The sequence below is a fragment of the Paenibacillus sp. JDR-2 genome (assembly GCF_000023585.1).
GTDB lineage: Bacteria > Bacillota > Bacilli > Paenibacillales > Paenibacillaceae > Pristimantibacillus.
The window spans coordinates 2,425,911-2,449,643 of record NC_012914.1 but is presented as its reverse complement, the minus strand read 5'-3'; the positions used below and the strand labels follow the sequence as shown (position 1 = coordinate 2,449,643).

The following is a 23,733-nucleotide window of genomic DNA, read 5'->3' as shown; positions in this document are numbered from 1 at the left end:
CTCCTTATTGAGGGAGAAGGAGGGCTTTCAAAGCCCTCTCCTCTCTTGTATCTATTACCGGCTGTTGTAACGGTCAAGCGCCGCTTGCTGAATTTCGATCGCGCGATCCAGATTGAGCGATTTCATTTTGTCTACGTACTTGTCGAACGCATCGGACGGTTCTGTGCCCAGGATGATCTTCAGGGACATTTCGTCTACCAGCGTGTTGATATCGTTCATGATTGCCGCGTACTCGGAAGCTTCGTCCGGCGATGGCGTGATCGGAGGCAGCTGGTATTTCGCCGCGTCCGTTTTTTGCCAAGTGGTTACCGCGTCGCGCTGGGACTGAAGAGCAAAGAATTGCTCGGCATAACGCTTGTCCTGAACGAACGGACCGTTGTAGCTGCCGCGTGTATAAAGCGAGATCGCTTGTGCCGGAGCCAGCTTGTCCGGGTTCTTCAACAAAAGATCGGTGTAAGTAGGATAGCCGTCCTTCATGTTGTAGCTGACGCCTTCCGTACCAAAGTTGAAGAATAAGCCGCCTTCTTCGCTATAACCGTAATCAAGCATCTTCACGGCGAGCTCAGGGTCTTTCGCTTGCGTCGTAATCGCTACCGTACCTTCGGATGCATAAGCGGTGTTATGCTGGCCGAATTTTGGCGTGTCGCCTTTCTTCAGGACCGGATAAGGAGCGCCGACCAGAACGGCTTTTGGATCCTTGGCTTCAACAAGCGGCTGCCACTTGCCGATACCGCCTCCGGCATTGCCGATCGAAGCGCCTGTTGAGCCGGATGCAATGTTGCCGTCAACCGATTTGGTGTCCGCCGTTGCGATGTTCTTGTCAATCAGACCTTTCGAATACCAGTCGCGGAACAGCTCCAGGTATTGTTTGTAGCCTTCTTGCTCCGGACCAAACACGACCTTTCCGTCTTCCTGATAGAAGCCGCGGGTTACGCCAAACGCGCCCATAAAGGCACCGTTGCCGCCGTCGTTAAAGAAGCGTGGCTTACTGTTGAACGTAAGTGGTGCCGCCGCGCCTTTCTTCTCTTTAAATGCGGTAAGCGCCGCCGTCCAATCGTCGATCGTTTCCGGCACCGGCAGGCCAAGCTCATCCAGCCAGTCCTTGCGGATAATCGGACCTTGGAAGACGCGCAGGTATTCGTCGCCGCGGATGAACGGGAATGCGTAGTAGCTGCCGCTGTCCGTTTTCACCATTTTGTCGATGTCCGGATTTTCCTGCAGATACTTCTTCAGGTTAGGCGCGTATTTATCGATTAGATCATTCAGCTTCACGATGTAACCGTCCTGGATCGCTTTCTCGGGACCGCCCGGGAAGTCGCCGATAAAGTTGTACTCCACCATATCCGGCAGCTTGCCGGATGCGAGCATCACGTTAAACGCTTCCTTGACTTGACCGGTTGGCGGCTCCGTAAATTCGAGCGGCACGCCGGTTTTCTTCTGCCATTCCTGGAAGAACGGAATATCCTTGTGGGATTCCTTCACGCCGATCAGCTGACCGTTAATTTCCCCCCAATACGAGAGCGTCTTATCTGTCTTAATCGGATACGTTGTTGCTTCCGCCGGCTGTTCCGCCGAGCTGTTTCCGTTACTGCCCGTGTTCGCGCTGCCGCTGTTCTTATCATTATTGGAAGAACATGCTGCAAGCATTGTTCCCAGCAAAGCGATGCTGAGTGAACCTGCTACCCATTTTTTCATGACCCTACCTCCGTTTAATTGTGTAGTGAAAATGGCTACATCCATAGAGTAAAGGAGTGGGGAGAGAGTCGATATGGGCAAAAGATGCAATCAAATGGGGATTTGAGAAGGGGGAATTGAGGATTTCGCCATTTGTATTGATGGAGGGAGTGATGATTTGTACAATGCAATGGGAGATTTAGAGAATGATGGGAGAGATTTGGCCGGAATGCCGGTAATGTGCCTCCTTCGACCGCTGTTGCCATCGTGAAATTTTGAATCAACTCGTTTTTCAACGAGATTTCACGACTGGCAAAGGCGGGCGCTTCGCTTCTCAGGAGATACATTTCCTCTATTCCTCCCTTCTCTCGGGGGAGAGGAAAGGAAATGAAAAAGGATAGAGATTCGGATGGTTTCCGAAATCTCTATCCTTTTTAGTAAGATTAGTACTTTTTCCTCCACAAACCGCCGGGACACGGAACGAAACCGCATTCGGTGTAGAAGGATGCGTGTTTGGAGTCAAAGGTTAAGGTTACGATCTCAAGGCCGGCCTGTTCGGATTGTTCGAGAAGCTTTTTGACCAACGCTTGACCTATACCTTTTCTCTGATGATGCGGATGTATAATGATATCTTCCATATAGCCATGCTGCAAGCCCATTCCCGCAACGTAACCGAAGGCAATAAGCTCATTTTGTTCATCCCGGAGACCTGCCCAAAAGTTGCAGCGCTCAAACAAAGCGGGATAATCGGAATGTCGTCCCTCCCAACCCACGAGTTCTCTTAATGCGGGGACCTCATGCGGTTCAATGGGCAGATTGATAATGATACCCTGATCCATTTGATTAATCCCCCTCCCTCAGCTTGCTAACAATTCGTTTAACTTTTGCTCCAGTTCAACGAGGCCTTTCGCGGGATCCTGACGGCCCGCAATCATATTCTGAAGCTCTTCCGACAGAACGGTGTACAAAGCTGAATATTTGTCCGTATTGGGAGCCAGCTTCACATGATGCGACGATTCCAGGAACAGCTTGCGGTATGGAAGGTTCTGATAATAGGAGTCATTTTGCACCGTACTGTTGGCAGGAACATGTCCCGCTTCCCCCCAGGTCAAGCTGCCGACTTCCGAGAAATAACGGATGAAAGCCATCGCCGCAAGCTGCTTCTCCTTCGTCACATAGGTTGGAATAACCAAGGTATGAGAGCTGCCCCATTGCTTATTCCCGCCGAACAAGGATGGAAGCTCCGTAATTCCACTCTTAAATGACGAATCCTTCAGATGATGTCCGGCTTCCCATATTCCTCCCATCCAGAATACGGACTGGCCGTTGTGGAAAGTATCCCAAGGCGTTTTATCGTTAAGATCGCTTAAACCGCTGGCGAACAGCTTCTGGTAGAACCGGAGCACCTCAAGCGCCTTGTCGTTATTGATCGCCGCATGCTTCAATTCGGGAGTAAGCAGCTCGCCCCCGGCTTCGTAATACATATCCAGAAACGGCTCCTGGAAAAAAGGCGTATTCACTGCAAGCGGCTGAACGCCCGGCAAACGGCCCTCCAGCAAAGTAAGGAAATCCATAAACTCCTGCGGCGTTAGATGGCGTAGTTTGGAGATAACCTCGTCCTCGTCCAAGCCGGCTTTTGCCAGCAAATCCTTGTTGTAATAAAGCATGTGAAAATGCGTATCGATCGGAACCGCATACGTCTCACCGTTGTACACGACGCTATTTCGGTTTGTTTCCTCAATATGACTGAAATCTAATCCGGCAAGCTGCGCCAGCCCGTCGAGCGGAATAATCTGCTTCGCTTTCACGAACGGCGATACCCGGTCCGCATGGGCAACAGCCACATCGGGGCCTTTCCCGAAAGATAATGCCGTGCTTAGCCGAACGTAATATTCGTTGGATTCGAGACGAAGCTGCCGGACGACGATTCCCTGCTGGGACTCGTTAAAGTCCTTGATGATCTGGCCAACGTAGTCCCCTTCTCCTCCGCCAAACGGATTCCAGAACAAAATTTCGACCGGTGCTTTGGCCGTTTTACGGACCGGTGCTTCAGCTTTGTCCGAACCGTCGCATCCGATCAGCAATCCCATGCATGCCACCATAACGAACAACCATGCAGAAAGCTTTTTCCCCACACTTTCACCTTCCGCAGACAAATTTATTGCCCTGTTTCAGAGCTGTCTTTAATCCCTTTATTCTCTTTCACCAAGCTTCTATATTCCGAAGGAGTTGCTCCCGTAATCTTCTTGAATACTTTCGAGAAATATTTCGGATCCTGAATGCCAACCATCTGCCCAACGTCGACAGCTTTCATCTCTCCGGCCAGCAATGCCTTTGCCTTCTCAATCCGTACTCTCGTTACATATTCGAGAAAGCTCTCCCCGACTTCTTTCTTAAACAGATTCGCAAAATAATTTTTGCTCAGATGAACGAAATGACTAATCGACTGCAAGGAAATTTCCTGTTGGTAATGCTGCTGAATAAATTGCGTTGCTTTTATTATACTGTTCCGGTCACTGTTATAAATGCGGATCATATGTTCAAGAAGCTCCGCGAAGGCTTGGAGGAACCAGCGGCGGCTTTGCTCGATCGTCTCAAGCTTCGATAATTGATCGAAATACTGCTTTTTCAAATGGACCACATGCTGCTGATCATGGGATACATCAGGCCATATCGCCGTTAGAATCATAATCAATTCAAGGGAGATAAGCTGCACCAGATCCGGATCCTGCCGTTTGCCGAGCTGATCAAACAAGCTGCCCATATAATCGTGAAGCTCCTTGGACTGCAGTCCGTAGAGCAAGGTATGGATATGGGACTGGCTTACCTTGATTGGCGGACCGTCCGCTTCCCTCACTCCAGCAAGTTCCGAATACGAGATCGCTTTCCCGATTCCCGCGAACATGCTTTGCTTGGCTGCCGCCAAAGCCTCGTCATATGCCTTGCTTAGCTCCGTCCATTCGCCTACTTTTCCGCTTAACCCAATCGTACACACAAGTCCGTAAGCCTGCGATAGATGGGAGATGATGCGTTCCGCCAGCTGCTTGATCCCGCCCGCTTCGGCGGCCTCATGATGGGGAACCGGAAGCAAAACGTTAATTTCCCCTTGTTTATCCGCAAAGACAACAAAGCTTCGATCGCTTCCGATCTGTTCGAACGTTTCATGAATGACCTGCTGCTTCTCAAACAACCCGCAGTCTCTCGTATGAATAAGAGTGTACAGAAGATAGGCAGGCAGATGTAAGCCGTTAAGCTCCGCTTCCTCCGGAATCGAACCGGCTTCAACTTCTTCCGGGCGGCTTCCTTCAATCAGACCAAGCAGCAGCTTTTCCTTGCGTGCCGGTTCAACAATAGACGCTTTTACATTTATTCCTGGATCCGACTCGGCCGTATCCAATGAAGCTTTGACATTCATTAATGCTTTTTCGAAGTCCCTCGGCATCATATCGGACTTGATCATATACTCCGAAACTCCGTAACGAATGGCTTTTTGGGCATATTGGAACTCTTCCAGATTGCTTAAAATAATCACTTTCATCGTAAATCCGCTGCTCCGGACTTCCTCAATGAGCTGAATCCCGTCCATAACCGGCATCTTGATATCCGTGATCAGAATATCGGGAGGATCCCGGCGAATAAGCTCCAGTGCCTCTTTTCCGTTGGCGGCTTCGCCCGTTACTTCCAGTCCTACCTTCTCCCAATCGATCATAGAGCGAATACCGTAGCGTACGATAAACTCATCCTCGACAATCATCACTCGGTACATCTGCCATAATCTCTCCTATTCCAAATACGGAAGCTTGATCGTAATCGTTGTTCCCGCTTCCGGCTCGCTTACAATATCAATGCCATACGCTTTGCCGCTGATGAGCTTAATCCGTTCATCCACATTCGCAAGCCCGATTCCTCCCGTCTTGCCGCCCTGCTCCTGATTTCGGAGAAGACTCCTTGCATAAGCAGGATCCATCCCCTTCCCGTTGTCGGCAATCTGAAAGCGTATACCTCCGTCTGGGCTTCTGGTACAAGAAATATTGATTTGGCCCTCTTGCTCCGAATCGGAAAAAGCATGAAGGATCGCATTTTCGACAATCGGCTGAAGAATCAGCTTAGGGGTCTGCAGTTGACGGACACCGTCTTCCACATAGACCTCCGTTTTGATTTTATAATTAAACCGGAACTTCTGGATCCCCAGATAACATTGCACATGCTCGATTTCCTCTTCAACGGTGACCGTCTCTTTCCCTTTGTCCAAGCTAATCCGCAGCAGACGGGACAGCAGGCTGACCATCTCCGCGGCATTATTCGCCTTCTGGATAAGGGCCGTCCATTTGATAATATCGAGTGTATTATACAGGAAATGAGGATTGATCTGCGCTTGCAATGCTTTCAGTTCCGCTGTTCTTTTCTGATTCTGCTCCTCGTACACCGTCTTCAGCAGCTCATCAATCCGGGCAACCATGTAATTGAAATTATTGCCCAATATGTCAAACTCGTCGCTATGCTTCTTGACCCGGAACCGGACCGTCAAATCCCCAGACATGACCTGTCTCATCAGCCGGATCATCTTCAGAATCGGGTTACTGATCGAGTTTGCAAGAAAAATGGCCGTTATAATGGAGAAAACGATACAAAGCAGCGCAATAATCCAAATCATCCGCAGCAGGCGGTCGGAATCCTGATACAAAATAGACTCGGAGATGACGTTGACGACGATCCAATCATTGGTATGAAGCTTCTTGTAATTAACAATCAGCTTCTTCCCTTGTTCCTTAATAGGAAAGCGGAATTCCTCCAGGCCGGAGTGTACGATTTGATTATAACCTTGTTCCCCGAGTACTTCTTTTACATTTTTCCCGATCATGTCATTATCGCCGTAAGAAACGATCTGGCCCTGACCGTCAATAACGAAGCTTTGAATATCCCGGTTGTTGTTGGTTGAGCTCGAACCAAGCTCCTTCAGCACCTCGCCGCGAATATCAAGTACCGCTATAATCCCTACCGGACTATCATCCGAAGTTTTGTAAATCTGTTTGGAAAGCGAAAAGACATGGACGTTTTGCGTGTTCAAGCTGTCTACATACGTGTTAAGCCGGGTCGGAAACCATCTGAAATTGCTTCCGTCCTCAAGCGTGGACAAGAAACCGCTTACCTCTTCGGGCGTGCGGTTCTTCCATCTGTAAATTCCTTTTATATAATGATCCTTGGAAATAAACGATATGGATTGAATGTCCTGATTAATCGCAATAATCGTGGAAAGCTTTGTCGTCAGCGACAAGCTGTCGATATCGTAAGGCTTAGCCGCGCTAGTCTTATCCAGATCCCGCAGCATCCGGATAATCTCGCCGTTATTCACGACCTGCATCATCAGGTCTTTATAAATGCCCAGACGGGTATCGATGTTATCCGCCGTCTGCTTGAGCAGCTGCTCCGAATACTCCGTTACCTTCTCGTTGATTGTCGATTTGGAGAGAGAATACGAGATCGTACCCATCACGATTAACGGTGTCAGGGAAAATAGAAATAAGAGCAGCATCCATTTGTAGCGTATGCTGCTCTTCCATATATTCATCGAGGGCAAAAACCTTGCCCAGCCGGATTGTTTTCTCATTGTACCTCGCTGCTCCTGCCGGACATGCCGTTTTTATTGGCAATCGTCTTTCCGATCATTTCATTAGCCCTTCACACCCGACATAGCCACCCCTTGCACAATATGGCGCTGTAGAATGGCAAAGACCAGAATCGTTGGGATAGCCGCAATGCCGCTTGCCGTCATAATCATATTTAAGGACATATTATTATTCGATAAAAACGTAGGCAGTCCTGCCGACAATATCATATTTTCTTCCGAGGTAATCGTCAGATAAGGCCAAAGGAAATTATTCCAGGATAAAATCAGAAAGAATATGCCAACCGATACCATCGCCGATTTCGTCAGCGGCAGGCAGATGTTCCACCAGATCCGGAAGGTTCCGCTTCCGTCAATTTGAGCGGCTTCGATATAATCCTTCGGAACGCCGTCCATAAATTGCTTGAGAAGAAGAATGCCAATCGGATTCGTAAGACCGGGGAGAATAATAGCCCACTTATTATCAATCAGATTCAGATGCAGCGTCGTTTCGTATAACGGAATCAGAATCGCTTCCGTCGGAATAAGAAGTCCCGAGGTAATGAGGACAAATAAAAAGCCTTTGCTCTTAAATGGCATTTTGGAGAAAGAATACGCAGCCAGAGAGCTGAGCAGTATGGATAGCAGCGTTGTAATGACGCCGATAACCGTGCTATTCCAGGTCCATCTGAGAATCTCGGAGCCGGTAATCACCTTCTTGTAATTGCTGAACGTCAAATCCGCGAAATGCACCCAGTCGGACATGGCATAAACATTCGTACCGTCCGGCTTCAAGGAGACAAGCAGCATCCAGATGAGCGGGAACACGAAAAGAACCGCCAGTACCGTTGCAATGATGTTAAGAGCCCACTTGTTCATGTTAATCCCCTCAATCCTTTCGATCCGTTAGTTTAAATTGAATGACCGCAATGAGCAGCATGATGACGCAAAATACGATGGACTGCGCGGAAGCAAGACCAAACATATCTTTCTTGAAGCCCGTCACGTAAATATAACGGATCATCGTGTTCGTGGAGTCCCCCGGACCGCCGCCGCTCATAATCTGAACCTGACCGAATAATTTCAGGCAGTTGATGACCTGATAGAAGATTTGAATCTTCGTGACTCTCGACAATCCCGGTACTGTAATATGCCAGAATTTGCTCCAAGCTCCAGCCCCGTCGATCGTAGCTGCTTCATAATGATCCTGGGGAATTTCCTGAAGACCCGCCAGGAACAGCACCATAACGAATCCAACCGTCCACCAGTCCGTCGCAATCGTAATCGCCCACCATACAAACCGGTGATCCGTCAACCAATTGATGTCCTGAGGCAAGCCAAGAAGTCCCAGCAGGCCGTTGACAGGACCGTTCTTTGGATCAAACAGCTTCAGCCAAATAAAGCTGATTACCGATACCGACAAAACGTAAGGAAGGAAATAAACGGAACGAATCAGGGTTCTCAGCCATATCCGTTGATTAATAATGAGCGCTAGGACTAGTCCCAATACGAGAACCGTCGGAACGCAAATGATTACAAAATAAAACGAGTTCCATAGATATTTGTAGAAATCGCTATTTTCGAAAATCCGCTTATAATTGTCGAGCGCCACGTACCGCTGCATCCCTTGAATATTCCAGACATGCAGGCTGATCCAGGTGCCGCGCAGGACGGGCCACAAATAGAATAGGGCGAACGGGATCAAAAAAGGAACAATATACAGTATCGCTTTTAGCTCGGCTTTTGCCCGGTTGCCCGATACTCTTTTCTTGCGCAGTTCAATCGGTTTGTTATCCATATGTGTTTCTCCCTGCTTCTCTACGTCATTCAATTATCAAGAGTCGGCTAGGCAGTAGTAACGCCGTTCCTGCCCAGCCCACCCTTAAAGAGCTGTATTAGTTAGCCAAAATCTCGTTAATCTGCTTCTCCAAATCCTTCAAGCCGTCTTCTGCCGATTCGTTATGGAAAATGATATTTTGCAGCGATTCCGCAATCGTCGTAATGATCGTCGTATAGTTATCCGTTTGCGGCGCGAATTTGACGGTCTTCTGCGCTTCGATAAAGAACTGACGATAAGGCAGCTTATTGTATTCTTCGCTTGCCGTTACCTTGCTGTTCGCAGGCACGTGACCCGCATTCCCCCAAGTCTGGCCGCCCACTTCGGAGAAATATTTCATAAACTTGGCAGCAGCTTCTTGTTTCTCCGCAGAGACATACGACGGAATAACAAGCGTATGCGAGCTGCCCCAATGCGTCTGGCTACCGAAGATCGCAGGCAATGGCATAGCGCCGATATGTTTGGAAGCATCTCCAAGCAGTACTCCTGCTTCCCATACCCCGCCAAACCAGAAGGCGGCTTTGCCGTTGCTAAACGTATCCCAAGGATTCTTATCGTTAATGTCCGCATATTGGTTTGTATAAATATCATCATAGAATTTCAATACGCTTAGCGCCTTGTCATTGTTAATAGCCGCTTTCTTCAAATCCGGCGAGAGAATATCGCCACCGGCTTCATAGTACATATTCAGGAAAGGCTCTTGGAAATACGGCGTGTTAACCGCCATCGCCTGCACATCCGGAACGGCTGTTTTAATTTGAGCTAACGTATTCAAATAACCTTCGGGACTCACATTATCAAGCTTAGGCGTTTCATCCTCATTTAAGAGATTCGCTTTTTTGAGGATGTCCTTATTGTAGTAGAGCATGTGGAAGTGAGTGTCGAGCGGTACCGCGTACGGCTTGCCGTCATAAGTGACGCTTGTCATATTCGATTCGCTGATCTGCCCAAGGTCAAATCCGACTTTGGTTGCAAGCTCGTCAACGGGCACAATTTGCTTCGCTTTCACAAATGGAGAAATGCGGTCAACGTGGGCTACGGCTACATCCGGCCCCTTAGAAGAAGAAAGCGCCGTGCCTAACTTCGCGTAATATTCGTTCGATTCCAGACGAAGCTGCTTCACGATCACCTCTTGCTGCGAATCGTTATATCCTTTAATAATCTGATCGACGAAATCCCCTTCGCCGCCGCCGAACATATTCCAGAACGTAATTTCTACCGGACTATTGCCGCCTGCGTTTCCGGCATTCGTTTTGTTATCCGTGTTACCGCCCCCGTTGGACGAAGAACATCCCGTTACCGCTAGCGCAAGCGCCATCCCGGCGGTCAGCATCATTCCGGCTTTCTTCTTTGCTCTCATGTTTCGACTACCCCTCTCTTATTGGAGAAAGCGCTTCACGAAAATGTAAGTGCTTTCTTTAATCCATACTTTATCGTGTTTGCTTCCCCAGCCAAACCGATAAAACGCTCTATTTAGGGATACAAAAATAAGATCTCCCCTCCTTCAGACGAATAAGAGGTAGACGATCTTACGATTGGTGTCAAAATGAAAGAAAAAGCAACGATTCCCGCTCTTCGAGCAGAAGTCGTTGCTTTCTTTTACCATATAAATGCAGATCTATCCGTTCATAAAGGAGATTAACTCTTCCAAATCATAAATAACGCCATCAGCTTCAACATCAGAAGAAAAGTAAGAGTTATACTTCCATACGGCTTTCATGCCAACCGCACGGCTGCCTCTTACGTCGCTGTCCGGATGGTCGCCAACAAATAGCGCATCCTCCGCCTTCACGCCAAGCTTGTAGAGCGCCCGCTCAAAAATAGCCGGATCCGGCTTGCGAAGCCCTTCCCATTCCGAGATAAGAACCTCGTCGAAATAAGGATCGATATCTAATGCTTTGAAATTATCGTATTGAAACCGGCCGTAACCGTTTGAAATAAGGGCGATCTTAGTTCCACAGCTTTTTAAAGAGGATAACATCTGAATGAGATGAGGGAACCCGACACAATGCTTTTGAAACGACTTCAAATAATCCTCTAACAGCTCTTCCCAGCGTAAACCTTGAATTTGGAATTCAGCCAACAGCTGCTGATAGACCTTATCCTTCCATACATATCCATGCTGATCAAGCTCGATGAACCGTCTCGTGAAAACATCCTTCGGCACCTTCTGAAACGCCGGATAACGTTCATATTGATCATCGATAAATAAAACCAATGAGGCATCACGGTCGAGCAATGTTCCGTCCAGATCAAAGAGTACGGCTTTAAACCGCATGTTAACCCTCCTGAATTCTTATTTCATGATGAGCTTAAACAGCTGCCTGCTGCCGCCTTCCGGTCCATTCGGAACAGGCTCCTCTTGAGGCGCAAACCCAAACTTCCCGTACAGCCTTCTTGCCGGAAGTCCGCCCTTCACATCCTCGCCAAACGTAACAACCGATACCTCTGCCGGGGATTGAAAATATTCGAGGACATGCTTCATAAGCGCGGAGGCCACCCCTTTGTTTCTTGCTTGTTCAGATACCGCCAGCCAGCCGATTTTATAGGAGGGAGCATTTTTCGTTGAGATGAGGGTCCCTCCACGCAACTTCTCCCCCGGCAAGCCATCATTTTCCCGTATGCAAAATGCCCTGCCTTCGCGGATATTCCGTTCAAGCGTTTGAACAAACAAGGGGTCATCCACCATCGGTCCAAACAGCTCTTCCACTTCAGCAGCCAATACCAACCACTGCTTTATGTCTTTATTCGTTGCATTTACGACTATCACAATCCATGCTCCTATTCCTTATTTTCGCTTTGGATCAAATGAGAACAAAGAGTAATGGGAAACTTCAATACCTTCCGGGCCTGTACACTGCTCTACCACTACTGTTCCTTTGTTATCGAACTCTATAGCTTTGCAGGTTAACTGCAAACCGGCGCCATTGCTATACGTGTCGCGTGTCGTATCCATTCTGACCTTGACATCGCCATCATCGGCGATCAAATCATAGATGACATAACCCCCATCGATAAATGGCGGGATCGCAAGAAAATAATCAAATTTATGATCATGAAAGCGATTAATGAAGCGCTGCATTCGTACTACATCTTCTTTTCCGAAGGTTTTCAGTATATCATTCCCCTACGGAATCTGAGACTTTGTTTCTTCAACTGAGGATGAACATGCCGATAAACTCAAAATAATAAGTAAAATGACTGAAAGAGATTTAATGATATATTTGACTCCTTTATATCTGAGTTGCTAATTTACATCCCCTAGATAACAATTGCTTTTATCCTTATTTTTAATTCGGCTCCCTAATTCGCTCGGATAAAATCGGATTTCATCCAGCCTGCTTACCTCTACCCATTCAACTCCTACTTGATGGTCATCCGGGATCGACACATGCTCGAAAGTTGGATTTGGGGAGACCAGATTACATTCGAAATAAAACTCAACCTGATGCATGCCTGAATCGCCGTCAATATAGTTCCTGCCGATATATTCACGTAAATTCTCGGAATGCTCCTGTCCGCCGCCGGGACACAAGTAAAAAAGCCCCTCGTCATCTTTATTAACCGTCAATAATATTTTCTCGTCCTGAATAATAATCGCTTTTGCCGAGTTTCGAATAGGCCTCATCTTTGTTCTCGCTCCTCTATTTATCTGATTCCAATACGGTGATCTCTTTAGCTGTAAATTCTCTTTTGCCTTTTTTCACATTTTGAGGTTTCACCGGGACAATACGGACAATATCCTCCGTAGTCAACTCCGACAGCTGGATAGGCTCGCCTTGTTCATTTGAAATGACTGTATTCTCATCTATATGTACACGGCATAAATATCCGATATCATCAACTTGGGTCTTACCCTTGTTCACTTCATCCGAGCAATTAACCATTAATTCATTGGCCTCAATTGTATCTATATGATCCTCAAACACCTTGATCTTCCCGAAAGCGGCCATCAAGCAACACGCAAAAACAATCAGCATAATCTTATAAATCTTCTGCAAGGAGATCCCACCTTCTCATCAGGGCCTCTACATACTACCACATTTTGGAACAACATAAAGGTAAGAATTACCTTTAACAAGGAGATAGTAAAATGCAGTGGATTTTCTTAATCGGTGAAAATTTAAATATTGATAGGATTCGAAATATCGACCATGAGGGAGCAATTCGCACAGACCTGATAGACTCCACCGAATTTATTGTTAGTTTTGGAAGAGATTATATTATTTATCAATACATCGAGGATCTTCTTGATGAATACGAAAAATATGATCCAGAGAGTCTTCCAAAAATCCCTTATAAAAATCCCACATTTATCATGATGAGATACAGAGAAGAGGAAACATTAAAGAAAATATTACGCCAGGAAAACTTTCTTAGAAACATCTAAATAGATGACGACCACGGAAATATCATGCCAATAGAGGAGTTTATACTTCTATAAATTTCCTTTATATTAGACGTGAGGGGGTTATCAAAATGTACTATTCCTTTGGTCATTATCTATTTACATCATCTGATTTAATTTTTTTCTTTATGTTATTTGCCATTGGTTTCTTTACATTGTACTTACTAACAAGACATCGCGAGGCAGCCGTTTCAAAATTCCTGTTTTCAAATAAAGGACTTTTTTATTGGTTATTTTTTACAATTACTTTTATATATCCCCTTTATATAATTGGACATGCCAAAACTACAATAGTAAAATTTTCGGTCTATATTTTACTGGCCGATATCTACTTCATACAGTTATTTTATCTCATCAGATATAAAAGGAATCAAAAAATAACTATCCTCCACTATGCTCTTCAAATATTACTTCTCTTTGGTCTAGTCTCCTTGATCTACCTTTATTTCCATCGTTGGTAATACAAAAAGAGAAAGCGCAACTAACACGCTTTCTCTTTTTTCGTCCTCCCCCAAATATAGCCATTAAGGGGAGGCCAATTGTGGGCTTGTGTTATTTAAGGGTTGAGGGGGATGGAGGGTTTGTATCTCTGGAGGAGCGCAGCGTACGCCTTTGCTTATACTTTGCAACATTTAAACATTGTTCAAGCAAAGTATAAGCAACAGCGGCCGGAAGAGATACAAACCCGTAATCCCTTGCCTTTAAAACTAAACCGCCTCAATCGCCTTCCCCGTAAACTGGCTATTATACAAGTCCGCATAGAACCCGCCCTGCTCCAGAAGCTCCTCATGCGTACCCTGCTCGATAATCGAGCCTTGGTTCATGACGAGAATCAGGTCTGCGTCGCGGATCGTTGACAGACGGTGCGCGATAACGAAGCTTGTTCGGCCTTCCATTAGATGACCCATTGCCTTCTGGATGTAGACTTCTGTACGGGTATCGACGCTGGAAGTTGCTTCGTCCAGAATCAGAATGGACGGATCTGCCAGAATTGCCCGGGCAATAGTGAGAAGCTGCTTTTGACCTTGCGAGATATTGGACGCCTCTTCGTTTAGAATCGTGTCGTATCCGTCCGGCAAAGTCCGGATAAAGTGGTCGGCATGTGCCGCTCTAGCTGCGTTGACGACATCCTCCTCCGTCGCTCCTTCCCGTCCGTACGCGATATTGTCGCGGATCGTACCGTTAAAGAGCCATGTATCCTGAAGCACCATTCCGAACATGCCGCGCAGATTGCTGCGCTTCAAATCCGTAATATTGACGCCGTCAATCGTGATTTTCCCGTCATTCAGCTCGTAGAACCGCATAAGCAGGTTTACAAGAGTGGTTTTGCCCGCACCCGTTGGACCTACGATCGCTACGGTCTGACCAGGCAACACATTGATGTTCATGTTATCGATCAACGTTTTATCCGCTGTATAACCGAATTTCACATGATCAAAGTGCACGGAACCGCTCGGACGGGTGATGGTTTTCGTCGTACTCGCTTCCGGTACTTCCTCTTCCTCATCCAACAGCTCGAAGACGCGTTCAGCGGAAGCGATTGTCGATTGAATAACGTTCGAGATATTCGCGAGCTGCGTAATCGGCCAAGTGAACTGTCTGGTGTATTGAATAAATGCCAGGATATCCCCAACTTCAATCGCACGTTTTGTAACAAGGATACCGCCAACGATGCTGACAAACACGTAACCGATATTTCCGATAAAGCTCATAATCGGCATAATAATACCGGAGATGAATTGGGCACGCCAGCCGGCATCATACAGCTGTTCATTCATCTTCTCGAACTTCTCCAGCGATTCGCGCTCGCGGCCAAAAGCTTTAACGATCTTGTGGCCGGTATACATCTCTTCCACATGCCCGTTTAATTTGCCAAGCTCCGCTTGCTGCTTCACAAAATATTTCTGCGAGCGTTTCGCAATAACCGCTGTCGCCACCAAGCTGATCGGAATCGTCAGGAAGACGATCAAGGTCATCAGCGGGCTGATGGTGAGCATCATGATGATAATGCCAACCAGCGTAATAACCGATGTAATCAGCTGGGTTAAGCTTTGCTGCAAGGTATTGGCGATATTGTCCACGTCGTTAACGACCCGGCTCAATATTTCGCCGTTGGATTTGGAGTCAAAATATTTCAGCGGGAGCCGGTTGAACTTCGCGTTCACCTGCTTGCGCAGATCGTACACGGTATTCTGGGCTACTCCAGCCATCAAATACTGCTGAATATAACTGAACACCGAGCTGATGATATAGAGAATGACGAGAATAAGCAGAATCTGATTAATCGCGTCAAAATCGATTCCCGCCCCGCCATTTTGTTTTCCGAAAAAGCCCTCCGCCAGCTTCGTCATTGCATGACCCATAATTTTAGGGCTTACGATACTGAATAGCGTACTCAAAATCGCGGTAAGCAGCACCAGCAGAAGCTTGGTTTGATGCGGCTTCAAATAAGCCATTAAACGGAACAGTGTTCCTTTGAAGTTTTTCGCCTTTTGGACCGGCATCCCAAATCCGCCGGGACCACCCATGCCCGGTCCTCTGCCAGGTCCGCCTGGACGGCCGTTTCCTTTTTGCTGGCTCATGCAATCTCCTCCTCTGACAGCTGCGAAGATACAATTTCCTTGTAAACCTCGCAAGTTTGCATAAGCTCCTTATGATTGCCGATCCCCGCAATACGTCCTTCATCAAGAACGATAATCCGGTCCGCATCCATAACCGTGCTTACGCGCTGGGCAACAAGCATTACCGTCGAGTTGCCTACCTCAGACTTCAGTGCCGCACGAAGCTTGGCATCCGTCTTGAAGTCCAGCGCCGAGAAGCTGTCGTCGAACACATAAATTTCAGGCCTTCTCACCAATGCCCGCGCAATAGACAAGCGCTGCTTCTGACCGCCCGATACGTTATTGCCGCCTTGCGCAATCATCGAATCGTAGCCCTGATCCATCCCTCCGATAAATTCGGAGGCCTGAGCAATAGCCGCGGCATGAGCGACTTCCTCATCCGTTGCATTCTCCTGTCCGTAACGGATATTTTCCGCTACCGTTCCCGTGAAGAGAACCGCTTTTTGAGGAACAAAGCCGATTTTATGACGGAGATCCTCTTGGGACATATCTCTAATATCCATGCCGTCAATGATAATCTGACCCGCATCCACATCATAGAAACGCGGAATCAAGCTGACCAGCGTGGATTTACCCGCACCGGTACCGCCAATAAGGGCCGTAATTTCGCCAGGTCCAGCCTGGAACGAAATATCCGACAACGCCGGCTGTTCCGCGCCCGGATAGCTGAATGTCACTCCGCGGAATTCCAAATAGCCTTCTTTGCCGCTGTTTTTCTTCGTTACATCTTTGTCGGAGAGCGTTGGCGCCATTTGGAGCACTTCATTGATACGGACAGCCGATGCTTGCGCACGAGGAATCATGATAAGCATCATCGACATCATCAGAAGCGAGAACATAATTTGCATGCCGTATTGGATAAAAGCCATCAGGGAACCAATTTGCATATTTCCATGATCAATCCGGATTCCGCCGATCGCAATAATAACGATGGTCGAAATGTTCATGATCAACATCATAAGCGGCATAAGAACAGCCATAATTTTGTTTACGCGCACCGCTGTATCGGTCAGATCGGCGTTCGCTGCGTCAAATTTTTTATTCTCATGGTTGATCCGGTCAAACGAACGGATAACCCGGATCCCCGTAAGGCCTTCGCGCAGTACCAGATTCAATTTATCAATTTTCACTTGCATCGCTTTGAACAGCGGAATCCCTTTACGCACGACTAGGAAGATAGCGCCTGCCAGTACCGGAATAACGACTACAAATACAAGCGACAGCTTGGCATCCTTCGAGATGGCCATAATAATACCGCCGATACACATCATTGGCGCGGTAATCATCATCCGCAAGATCATAATAAGCACTTGCTGTACCTGCGTAATATCGTTTGTTGTCCGGGTAATCAGCGAAGCTGTACCAATCTTGTCGAACTCCTGCAACGAGAAGTTCTCAACATGCTTGAACACTCTGCTGCGGACATCCCGCCCGAATCCCATGGCGGACTTCGAAGAGAAATAGCTGGCCAATACGGAACAAATCCCGCCCGCAGCCGCAACTAGCAGCATAAAGCCGCCGATTTTCCAAATATAAGACTTGTCGCCTACAGATACGCCTTTATCTACGATATCCGCCATCAAGGTTGGCAGATATAGATCCGATAAGGTCTGCAGAAAGACAAAGACTAAGACACCAATGACAAAAAGCCGAAACGGCTTCAAATAGCGGAATAATTTCAACATTTATTAACATCATCTCCACCTGAATCATTCAGATTCATTTGTTCGAAATACGTAGTTGTCTTCCTGAGCAAACGAATTAATTGCTCCGTATCATCGTCGCCCAAAAAATCAACAAGACCGTTCATCCGCTGCATAAAACCCTGCAACGCCTTCTTGGCGGTCAGTTCGCCTTCTTCGGTCAGGGACACGCGGACCGCTCTTCTGTCTCTCGGATCCTCTTTGCGGACAACAAGCCCCATCTCTTCAAGCCGGTTAAGCAGCTGCGTAACCGTTGGCGACGTCACCTTTAGAAACTTGCTTAAATCGGATACTTTGACCCCTTCATCTTCCCCATTGCCCATACGCTTGATTACAACAAGCAGCCGCAGCTCGCTATGCTTCTGCTTTAAATCCATCGGCTGATGGTTCCAGTTCATCTTGTTGAACAGCATAAATACTTCAATTAGTCTTCGTGCTGCGGTCTCTTCTCCACCGCCGGCCATTTGATCACCTCATTCTTTAAATATGTAAGTCACTAATTATTTTAGTACTATTAATAATAGGCTACCTAATTATATTTCACGCCGCTTCACTCGTCAATAACAGGAGACTTTTCTGATGAGACTTTTATGAGAGCGTTTCTAAAGAGATTCTCATTTATTTCTCATAAAGGTGGCTTTCTTTACAATTCATTGATCTTTCGCTCTAATTGTAAAATTTTGTGCTGTTTCGGATGTGTTATAGTAATTTCAACGAAAGATGGAATCTATATTCGAATGAACTTCCAAACGAAAGGAAACCATACTACCATGAAAAACACATTTAAATCCCTCAAAAAAATAATGACATTCAGCCTGGTTGCAACAATTGCTGCATCAGCCTTCACTCTTGCCACTACAACAAATCATGCAAACGCTGCTACAGAAAAAACGTTGTCTTTGATTAGCGAAGGTAAAAATTACTTAGGCGTACCTTACAAATACGGTGCCCCAGTCGGTATTACATACGCCTTTGACTGCTCGTCCTTTACGAAATTCATGTTTGCAGGCCTTGAAGTTAACCTGCCCCGCACTGCAGCCGAACAAGCAACTGTTGGCAAAAAAGTTCCAAAGACGGAACTGAGCACGGGTGATCTAGTGTTCTTCCGCACGAACGGCATTAGCATCAGCCACGTGGCCATTTATGCCGGTTCGAAAAAAATCCTTCACAGCTCCACAAGCCAAGGCGTTACCGTATCCGACATGTCCAGCTCTTACTGGTCCAGCAAATACGTAACTGCACGCCGTGTCGTTAACTAACTCCATAAATGCACAATGGTTGAGCTAACAAGCTCAGCCATTTTTTTTTTGCATGGCGGCGAAGGAATACTTCCCTCCCGCATGGAATTTCGAGCAGTAATGGAGGTGGCACCGTGGAAATCAGAATTTTAACCGAAGCAGATGCGGAAGCTTACCGTGTACTTCGTCTGCAATCCCTGCTTGAAAGTCCCGAAGCGTTCCTAACCACTTACGAGATCCAGGTCGTAAGATCATTAGACGAGATCGCAAGTCAACTGAAGCCGGATGAAGGACGTTTCACTTTAGGTGCTTTTCATGCAGGCAAGCTAGTTGGCATGGATACTTTTGTCAGAGAAAGCAAACCGGAAATTTTTCATAAAGGGAATGTCTATGCGATGTATGTCGCTCCGGAGGCACGCGGTCATGGGACTGGCAAGCGGCTGGTTACGGAGCTGATCCATAAAGCCTCGAATATGGATGGGCTCGAGCAGATTAATTTGACCGTCATTTCGGAAAATGCGGCGGCCAAAGCGCTATATGCCAGCTGCGGTTTCGAGGTGTTTGGCATTGAGCGGAATGCCATGAAAGCGCAGGATCGATATTGGGATGAAGAAGATATGGTGCTGAGGCTGAAGCAGCGCAATAAATAGCAGCAAAAAGAAAGAGGATGTCCACCAGGGACAACCTCTTTCTTCTATTATATAGTGTATTATTTGCTCAAAGTTTCGGTTAGAACCAGAAACTTCGATCTGATATTATTTGCTCAAAGTTTCGGTTAGAACCAGAAACTTCGATCTGATATTATTTGCTCAAAGTTTCGGTTAGAACCAGAAACTTCGATCTGATATTATTTGCTCAAAGTTTCGGTTAGAATAGGAACGATCTGCGACTTACGCGAGACAACGCCTTTCAGAAGCGCCTTGTTGCCTTCCAAAGTTACGTTGTAAGCTTGCTCAACAGCATTAGCTTTTGCACCCAGAGTAAGAGCAACGGAATCGCTGTTCAGGATGTCGGTAACGACAAATACGAACAGGTCCAGACCTTTTTTCGCGATGGTTTCGTTGATTGCCGCTTCCAGTTCCGCTTGGCGAACCAGAACGTCGTTTGTATCAACCGCGTTAACTTGAGCGATTTCCACTTTTGCGCTGCCCATCGAGAATTCTTTCGCGTCAAGCGACAGAAGCTGCTCGATTGTTTTGTCGCGGAGATCCGCGCCGGCTTTCAGCATTTCCAGACCGTAAACTTCAGCGTCAACGCCAGCGATTTCAGCCAGCTCGCGAGCAGCCGCTACGTCTTGCTCGGTGCAAGTAGGCGATTTGAACAGAAGAGAGTCAGAGATAATAGCGGACAACATCAGGCCAGCGATTTCTTTGCGGATCGCAACGCCGTTTTCTTTGTACAGCTTGTTGAGGATTGTAGCCGTGCAGCCTACAGGCTCAGCACGGAAGTACAGCGGAGCTGCCGTTTCGAAGTTAGCGATACGGTGATGGTCGATAACTTCAACGACGCGAACTTGATCAATATCGGAAACGCTTTGCTGGCGCTCGTTATGGTCAACCAGAATTACGTTGTTTACTTCGCCTGCTACAGTCTCAACAAAACGCGGAGTTTCAGTCTTGAAGTAGTCCAGAGCATATTGCGTTTCGCCGTTAACGTCGCCAAGGCGTACGGCTTCAACGTCAAAACCAAGTTTCGATTTCAGTTCAGCGTAGGCAATCGCTGAGCAGATTGTGTCTGTATCCGGATTTTTGTGCCCGAAGATCAATGTTTTTTCCATTGCGTGCATTCTCCTTATTTCCCAATTATAGAAACCCAAATCTGATTATATCGCATAATGCTTCTAACTCCTACTTCTTTACGCCGATTCATTCAAAATGTCCGCATTGCCCAGCGCCGTCTTCCAGCCTTTAAAGCTTGCCTAATCGCGGAAATCGGTGTTATAGTACGTCAATATATAGATGAAACCGCAAATAGGGATAGGAGAGGTAAGCTTATGCCATACAAAATTGCTTTCTTTGACATCGACGGCACATTATTGGATGAAGAAAAACAAATCCCGCAGGATACGATTGACGCGATTCGCGACCTGCAAGCAAGCGGCGTACCCGCTGTTATCGCAACGGGCAGAGCGCCATACTTTTTCGCTCCAATTGCCGAGCAGCTTGGTATTGATTCTTATGTCAGCCTGAATGGCGCGTACGTCGTATATAAAGGAGAAGCAATCTACCGGCGCCCTATTCCGCGCGAAGACGTGGAAACTCTGGTCAGCCATGCTTCCGCTCACAATCATACCCTCGTGTTCGAAGGACATGATTCGTTCTACCGCAATACGGAATCCCACCCGCATGTGTTTAATTCCGTAGCATCGCTGCGCGTTGCGCAGCCGGGCTTTGATCCGGACTTCTGGCAGAAGGAAGACGTCTATCAGATCTTCCTGCATTGCACCGCCGAAGAAGAGCATCTATACGGAGAGGCTAATCCGGGACTTCGTTTTATCCGCTGGCACGACACGGCGATGGACGTGCTTACGATTGACGGCTCCAAGGCGCAAGGGATCAAAGCCCTGCTCAAGCTGCTCAACATCGCTCCGGAAGAAGCCGTTGCGTTCGGCGACGGTCTAAACGATAAAGAAATGCTCGAGGTTGTTGGCCTTGGCATTGCGATGGGCAACTCCCATAAAGAGCTGATGCCATTCGCGAATTACATTACGACGCATGTAAGCGACAGCGGCATCCGCAACGGTCTCGTACATGCCGGTCTTATTAAATAAATGATTAGCCAAGCCCGCCACTGCGCGGGCTTTTATTTTTGGCGCCGCATGATGGCGGAATCTGCCGCCGCCTGACGAAACCGCGTATCGTATTCGCATTTTTATTCCACACTAACACAGGTACATAAGCCGTTTCCGGAACCTTGCTCCACGCCCTTTCCCCGCGTTTTCACAATCCCATAACTTGACAACACTAAATATATTATTTATATTAATTTACAAAAAGTAACTAAGCGAAGGAGGGCTACATCATGTCCACAAGCATCCATCCAGATACCGTTCTTGGCGCTGTAAAGCTCAAGATCAGCAATCTTGCACAATCTCTCAGCTTCTACACCGAGGTTATCGGCCTCCGAATTCTGGAGCAGACGAGCACGACTGCCGCATTAACCGCTGATGGCAAGACAGCTCTCATTCTGCTTGAGCAAATACCTAATGCTGTAATAGCGCCGGAGCGCAGAGGAACAACCGGGCTGTACCACTATGCCCTGCTGCTTCCGAGCCGCAAGGAGCTTGGCATCGTTCTGAAGCGGCTGATCGCTCGCCGCATCCCGCTTGGTCAGGCCGATCACCTGGTCAGCGAAGCGTTGTACCTGTCCGATCCCGACAATAACGGCATCGAGATTTATGCCGACCGTCCAAGATCCGAATGGAAGCGCGACGCTAACGGCGATTACGTTATGGCAACGGATCCTATAGACTGGGAAGGTCTATTGCAGGAAGCCGGCGAAGAAGATATAACGAAAGGTCTGCCGCCTGAAACCATCATGGGCCATGTTCATCTACATACGGTGGGCATTCCGGAATCAAGAGCATTCTATAACGGTCTGCTAGGCTTCGATATTGTCGGCGATTATACCCAGATGCGGGCATTATTCGTATCGGCCGGAGGCTACCATCACCATATTGGACTTAATGTATGGGCTGGTATCGGAGCTCCCGCTCCCTCCCCTCAATCAACCGGCCTCGACTATTTTACGATCGTGTATCCGGATTCCGGCGAACTGTCGTCGACCCTGGAACGGCTTCTTGCCGCAGGCATTTCCGTTGAACAGCAGGACGGCGCTGCCTTTGTCACCGATCCGTCCAGCGTACGCATTAAACTTACCACGAAACTTATCCAACAAAACAACCATTAAGGAGCTGCTAAGATGACCGACATTATTTTTCACGGACATTCCTGTGTTCAAATTACTTCCGGCGATAACTCGCTTGTAATCGATCCATTCCTCAGAGGCAACGAACTGGCAGTAACCAAGCCGGAAGACATCAAGGTCAACTCGGTTCTTCTAACGCATGCCCATATGGATCATATCCTGGATGCGGAGCCTATCTCACGCGCGAATAATGCTCCTGTTGTTGCAAACGTCGAGCTTGCCACTTACATGTCCTGGAAAGGTCTTGAGACGATTGGCATGAACATCGGCGGGACCGTTGATCTTGGCTTTGCCAAAGCGAAAATGATTCAAGCCTTCCACAGCTCGGGCATTACAATCGCTGAGGAGCAGCGCATTATTTACGGAGGCATGCCGGGCGGCTACATTATTACGGTGGACGGCAAGACGATCCTCCATGCCGGCGATACTGCTTTGTATGGCGATATGAAAATGATCGGCGACCGTCATAACATTGACGTTTCCCTCATCCCGATTGGCGACCATTTCACGATGGGTCCTGAAGATGCCCTTCAAGCGGCCGAATGGTTCGGCGCCAAGCTGACGATCCCGGTTCACTACAATTCCTTCCCGATTATCCGCCAGGATGCGGAAGCCTTTGTTCAAGCCTTGGAAGCAAAAGGCTTAAAAGGCCAGCTCCTCGAGCCCGGCCAGAAGCTGTCCATCTAACACGCAAGCTGCCTTCCCTTATAGGGTCGGCAG

23 protein-coding genes are annotated in these 23,733 nt (G+C 47.6%); 6 read left to right on the top strand and 17 right to left on the bottom strand.

Translation table 11 applies throughout. The features are described 5' to 3' along the window. Positions 1-54 precede the first annotated feature (54 nt). The 13 genes from PJDR2_RS10570 to PJDR2_RS10510 all read right to left on the bottom strand — a co-directional run bounded on the left by PJDR2_RS10570 (position 55) and on the right by PJDR2_RS10510 (position 13,117). The gene (locus PJDR2_RS10570) at positions 55-1,695 is read right to left on the bottom strand and encodes an extracellular solute-binding protein (RefSeq protein ID WP_015843670.1); all 1,641 of its coding nucleotides are present in this window, start codon (positions 1,693-1,695) and stop codon (positions 55-57) included. A 422-nt stretch (positions 1,696-2,117) separates the two neighbouring features. Then, positions 2,118-2,513: a GNAT family N-acetyltransferase gene (locus tag PJDR2_RS10565; RefSeq protein ID WP_015843669.1), complete on the bottom strand. Its 396-nt coding sequence runs from the start codon at positions 2,511-2,513 to the stop codon at positions 2,118-2,120. 18 nt (positions 2,514-2,531) lie between these two features. After that, positions 2,532-3,809: an ABC transporter substrate-binding protein gene (locus tag PJDR2_RS10560; protein ID WP_041613404.1), complete on the bottom strand. Its 1,278-nt coding sequence runs from the start codon at positions 3,807-3,809 to the stop codon at positions 2,532-2,534. A gap of 23 nt (positions 3,810-3,832) precedes the next feature. Then, positions 3,833-5,440: a response regulator gene (locus PJDR2_RS10555; protein WP_015843667.1), complete on the bottom strand. Its 1,608-nt coding sequence runs from the start codon at positions 5,438-5,440 to the stop codon at positions 3,833-3,835. A 15-nt stretch (positions 5,441-5,455) separates the two neighbouring features. Then, a complete protein-coding gene (locus PJDR2_RS31875) occupies positions 5,456-7,282 on the bottom strand; it encodes a sensor histidine kinase (protein WP_015843666.1) in 1,827 nt (608 codons plus the stop codon). A gap of 63 nt (positions 7,283-7,345) precedes the next feature. Beyond that, positions 7,346-8,158, bottom strand: a complete 813-nt coding sequence (locus PJDR2_RS10545) for a carbohydrate ABC transporter permease (protein ID WP_015843665.1) — start codon at positions 8,156-8,158, stop codon at positions 7,346-7,348. A gap of 10 nt (positions 8,159-8,168) precedes the next feature. Next, complete coding sequence (locus tag PJDR2_RS10540) at positions 8,169-9,077, bottom strand: carbohydrate ABC transporter permease (protein WP_015843664.1); 909 nt, start codon at positions 9,075-9,077, stop codon at positions 8,169-8,171. A gap of 97 nt (positions 9,078-9,174) precedes the next feature. Beyond that, a complete protein-coding gene (locus PJDR2_RS10535) occupies positions 9,175-10,476 on the bottom strand; it encodes an ABC transporter substrate-binding protein (protein ID WP_015843663.1) in 1,302 nt (433 codons plus the stop codon). 258 nt (positions 10,477-10,734) lie between these two features. Beyond that, positions 10,735-11,394, bottom strand: coding sequence for an HAD family hydrolase (locus tag PJDR2_RS10530; RefSeq protein ID WP_015843662.1), 660 nt, complete (start codon positions 11,392-11,394; stop codon positions 10,735-10,737). An 18-nt stretch (positions 11,395-11,412) separates the two neighbouring features. Continuing rightward, entirely contained in the window at positions 11,413-11,886 is a 474-nt protein-coding gene (locus PJDR2_RS10525; RefSeq protein WP_015843661.1) for a GNAT family N-acetyltransferase, read from the bottom strand. 18 nt (positions 11,887-11,904) lie between these two features. Next, positions 11,905-12,198, bottom strand: coding sequence for a DUF4362 domain-containing protein (locus PJDR2_RS10520; protein WP_015843660.1), 294 nt, complete (start codon positions 12,196-12,198; stop codon positions 11,905-11,907). 165 nt (positions 12,199-12,363) lie between these two features. Further along, complete coding sequence (locus PJDR2_RS10515; RefSeq protein WP_015843659.1) at positions 12,364-12,744, bottom strand: NUDIX hydrolase; 381 nt, start codon at positions 12,742-12,744, stop codon at positions 12,364-12,366. Between the two features lie 16 nt (positions 12,745-12,760). Continuing rightward, positions 12,761-13,117: a hypothetical protein gene (locus PJDR2_RS10510; RefSeq protein ID WP_015843658.1), complete on the bottom strand. Its 357-nt coding sequence runs from the start codon at positions 13,115-13,117 to the stop codon at positions 12,761-12,763. A 92-nt stretch (positions 13,118-13,209) separates the two neighbouring features. Here PJDR2_RS10510 and PJDR2_RS10505 point away from each other — a divergent pair, with 92 nt between their 5' ends. Next, positions 13,210-13,506 carry a hypothetical protein gene (locus tag PJDR2_RS10505; protein WP_015843657.1) on the top strand — a complete coding sequence of 99 codons (297 nt, stop codon included), beginning with the start codon at positions 13,210-13,212 and terminating at the stop codon, positions 13,504-13,506. 725 nt (positions 13,507-14,231) lie between these two features. Here the strand turns inward: PJDR2_RS10505 and PJDR2_RS10495 are convergent. From PJDR2_RS10495 to PJDR2_RS10485, 3 genes are read right to left on the bottom strand one after another with little or no spacing between them, the layout of a single operon-like run. Beyond that, the gene (locus PJDR2_RS10495; RefSeq protein WP_015843655.1) at positions 14,232-16,106 is read right to left on the bottom strand and encodes an ABC transporter ATP-binding protein; all 1,875 of its coding nucleotides are present in this window, start codon (positions 16,104-16,106) and stop codon (positions 14,232-14,234) included. Beyond that, a complete protein-coding gene (locus PJDR2_RS10490) occupies positions 16,103-17,830 on the bottom strand; it encodes an ABC transporter ATP-binding protein (protein ID WP_015843654.1) in 1,728 nt (575 codons plus the stop codon). Before PJDR2_RS10490 ends, PJDR2_RS10495 begins: the two co-directional genes overlap by 4 nt. Next, the gene (locus tag PJDR2_RS10485; protein WP_015843653.1) at positions 17,824-18,312 is read right to left on the bottom strand and encodes a MarR family winged helix-turn-helix transcriptional regulator; all 489 of its coding nucleotides are present in this window, start codon (positions 18,310-18,312) and stop codon (positions 17,824-17,826) included. The genes PJDR2_RS10490 and PJDR2_RS10485 overlap by 7 nt, the downstream gene beginning before the upstream one ends. Positions 18,313-18,618: 306 nt before the next feature. Between PJDR2_RS10485 and PJDR2_RS10480 the strand changes: the two genes are divergently transcribed. Then, on the top strand, positions 18,619-19,107 hold the full coding sequence (locus PJDR2_RS10480; protein ID WP_041613403.1) for a C40 family peptidase: 489 nt from the start codon (positions 18,619-18,621) through the stop codon (positions 19,105-19,107). A gap of 113 nt (positions 19,108-19,220) precedes the next feature. Beyond that, positions 19,221-19,736: a GNAT family N-acetyltransferase gene (locus PJDR2_RS10475; protein WP_015843651.1), complete on the top strand. Its 516-nt coding sequence runs from the start codon at positions 19,221-19,223 to the stop codon at positions 19,734-19,736. Between the two features lie 197 nt (positions 19,737-19,933). On the opposite strand, the gene PJDR2_RS10470 is transcribed toward PJDR2_RS10475, so the two are convergent. Beyond that, a complete protein-coding gene (locus PJDR2_RS10470; RefSeq protein WP_015843650.1) occupies positions 19,934-20,863 on the bottom strand; it encodes a manganese-dependent inorganic pyrophosphatase in 930 nt (309 codons plus the stop codon). Positions 20,864-21,079: 216 nt separating this feature from the next. On the opposite strand from PJDR2_RS10470, the gene PJDR2_RS10465 reads away from it, so the two are divergent. The 3 genes from PJDR2_RS10465 to PJDR2_RS10455 all read left to right on the top strand — a co-directional run bounded on the left by PJDR2_RS10465 (position 21,080) and on the right by PJDR2_RS10455 (position 23,700). Continuing rightward, entirely contained in the window at positions 21,080-21,856 is a 777-nt protein-coding gene (locus PJDR2_RS10465) for a Cof-type HAD-IIB family hydrolase (protein WP_015843649.1), read from the top strand. Positions 21,857-22,107: 251 nt separating this feature from the next. After that, positions 22,108-22,995, top strand: coding sequence for a VOC family protein (locus tag PJDR2_RS10460; protein WP_015843648.1), 888 nt, complete (start codon positions 22,108-22,110; stop codon positions 22,993-22,995). 12 nt (positions 22,996-23,007) lie between these two features. Then, the gene (locus PJDR2_RS10455; protein ID WP_015843647.1) at positions 23,008-23,700 is read left to right on the top strand and encodes a metal-dependent hydrolase; all 693 of its coding nucleotides are present in this window, start codon (positions 23,008-23,010) and stop codon (positions 23,698-23,700) included. Positions 23,701-23,733: the final 33 nt, after the last annotated feature.

Coding starts and splice junctions, on each gene's coding strand:
- PJDR2_RS10570 (WP_015843670.1), bottom strand. CDS start 1,695: ATGAAAAAATGGGTAGCAGGTTCACTCAGCATCGCTTTGCTGGGAACA.
- PJDR2_RS10565 (WP_015843669.1), bottom strand. CDS start 2,513: ATGGATCAGGGTATCATTATCAATCTGCCCATTGAACCGCATGAGGTC.
- PJDR2_RS10555 (WP_015843667.1), bottom strand. CDS start 5,440: ATGTACCGAGTGATGATTGTCGAGGATGAGTTTATCGTACGCTACGGT.
- PJDR2_RS31875 (WP_015843666.1), bottom strand. CDS start 7,282: ATGAGAAAACAATCCGGCTGGGCAAGGTTTTTGCCCTCGATGAATATA.
- PJDR2_RS10545 (WP_015843665.1), bottom strand. CDS start 8,158: ATGAACAAGTGGGCTCTTAACATCATTGCAACGGTACTGGCGGTTCTT.
- PJDR2_RS10540 (WP_015843664.1), bottom strand. CDS start 9,077: ATGGATAACAAACCGATTGAACTGCGCAAGAAAAGAGTATCGGGCAAC.
- PJDR2_RS10535 (WP_015843663.1), bottom strand. CDS start 10,476: ATGAGAGCAAAGAAGAAAGCCGGAATGATGCTGACCGCCGGGATGGCG.
- PJDR2_RS10530 (WP_015843662.1), bottom strand. CDS start 11,394: ATGCGGTTTAAAGCCGTACTCTTTGATCTGGACGGAACATTGCTCGAC.
- PJDR2_RS10520 (WP_015843660.1), bottom strand. CDS start 12,198: ATGCAGCGCTTCATTAATCGCTTTCATGATCATAAATTTGATTATTTT.
- PJDR2_RS10515 (WP_015843659.1), bottom strand. CDS start 12,744: ATGAGGCCTATTCGAAACTCGGCAAAAGCGATTATTATTCAGGACGAG.
- PJDR2_RS10505 (WP_015843657.1), top strand. CDS start 13,210: ATGCAGTGGATTTTCTTAATCGGTGAAAATTTAAATATTGATAGGATT.
- PJDR2_RS10495 (WP_015843655.1), bottom strand. CDS start 16,106: ATGAGCCAGCAAAAAGGAAACGGCCGTCCAGGCGGACCTGGCAGAGGA.
- PJDR2_RS10490 (WP_015843654.1), bottom strand. CDS start 17,830: ATGTTGAAATTATTCCGCTATTTGAAGCCGTTTCGGCTTTTTGTCATT.
- PJDR2_RS10485 (WP_015843653.1), bottom strand. CDS start 18,312: ATGGCCGGCGGTGGAGAAGAGACCGCAGCACGAAGACTAATTGAAGTA.
- PJDR2_RS10480 (WP_041613403.1), top strand. CDS start 18,619: ATGAAAAACACATTTAAATCCCTCAAAAAAATAATGACATTCAGCCTG.
- PJDR2_RS10470 (WP_015843650.1), bottom strand. CDS start 20,863: ATGGAAAAAACATTGATCTTCGGGCACAAAAATCCGGATACAGACACA.
- PJDR2_RS10465 (WP_015843649.1), top strand. CDS start 21,080: ATGCCATACAAAATTGCTTTCTTTGACATCGACGGCACATTATTGGAT.
- PJDR2_RS10460 (WP_015843648.1), top strand. CDS start 22,108: ATGTCCACAAGCATCCATCCAGATACCGTTCTTGGCGCTGTAAAGCTC.
- PJDR2_RS10455 (WP_015843647.1), top strand. CDS start 23,008: ATGACCGACATTATTTTTCACGGACATTCCTGTGTTCAAATTACTTCC.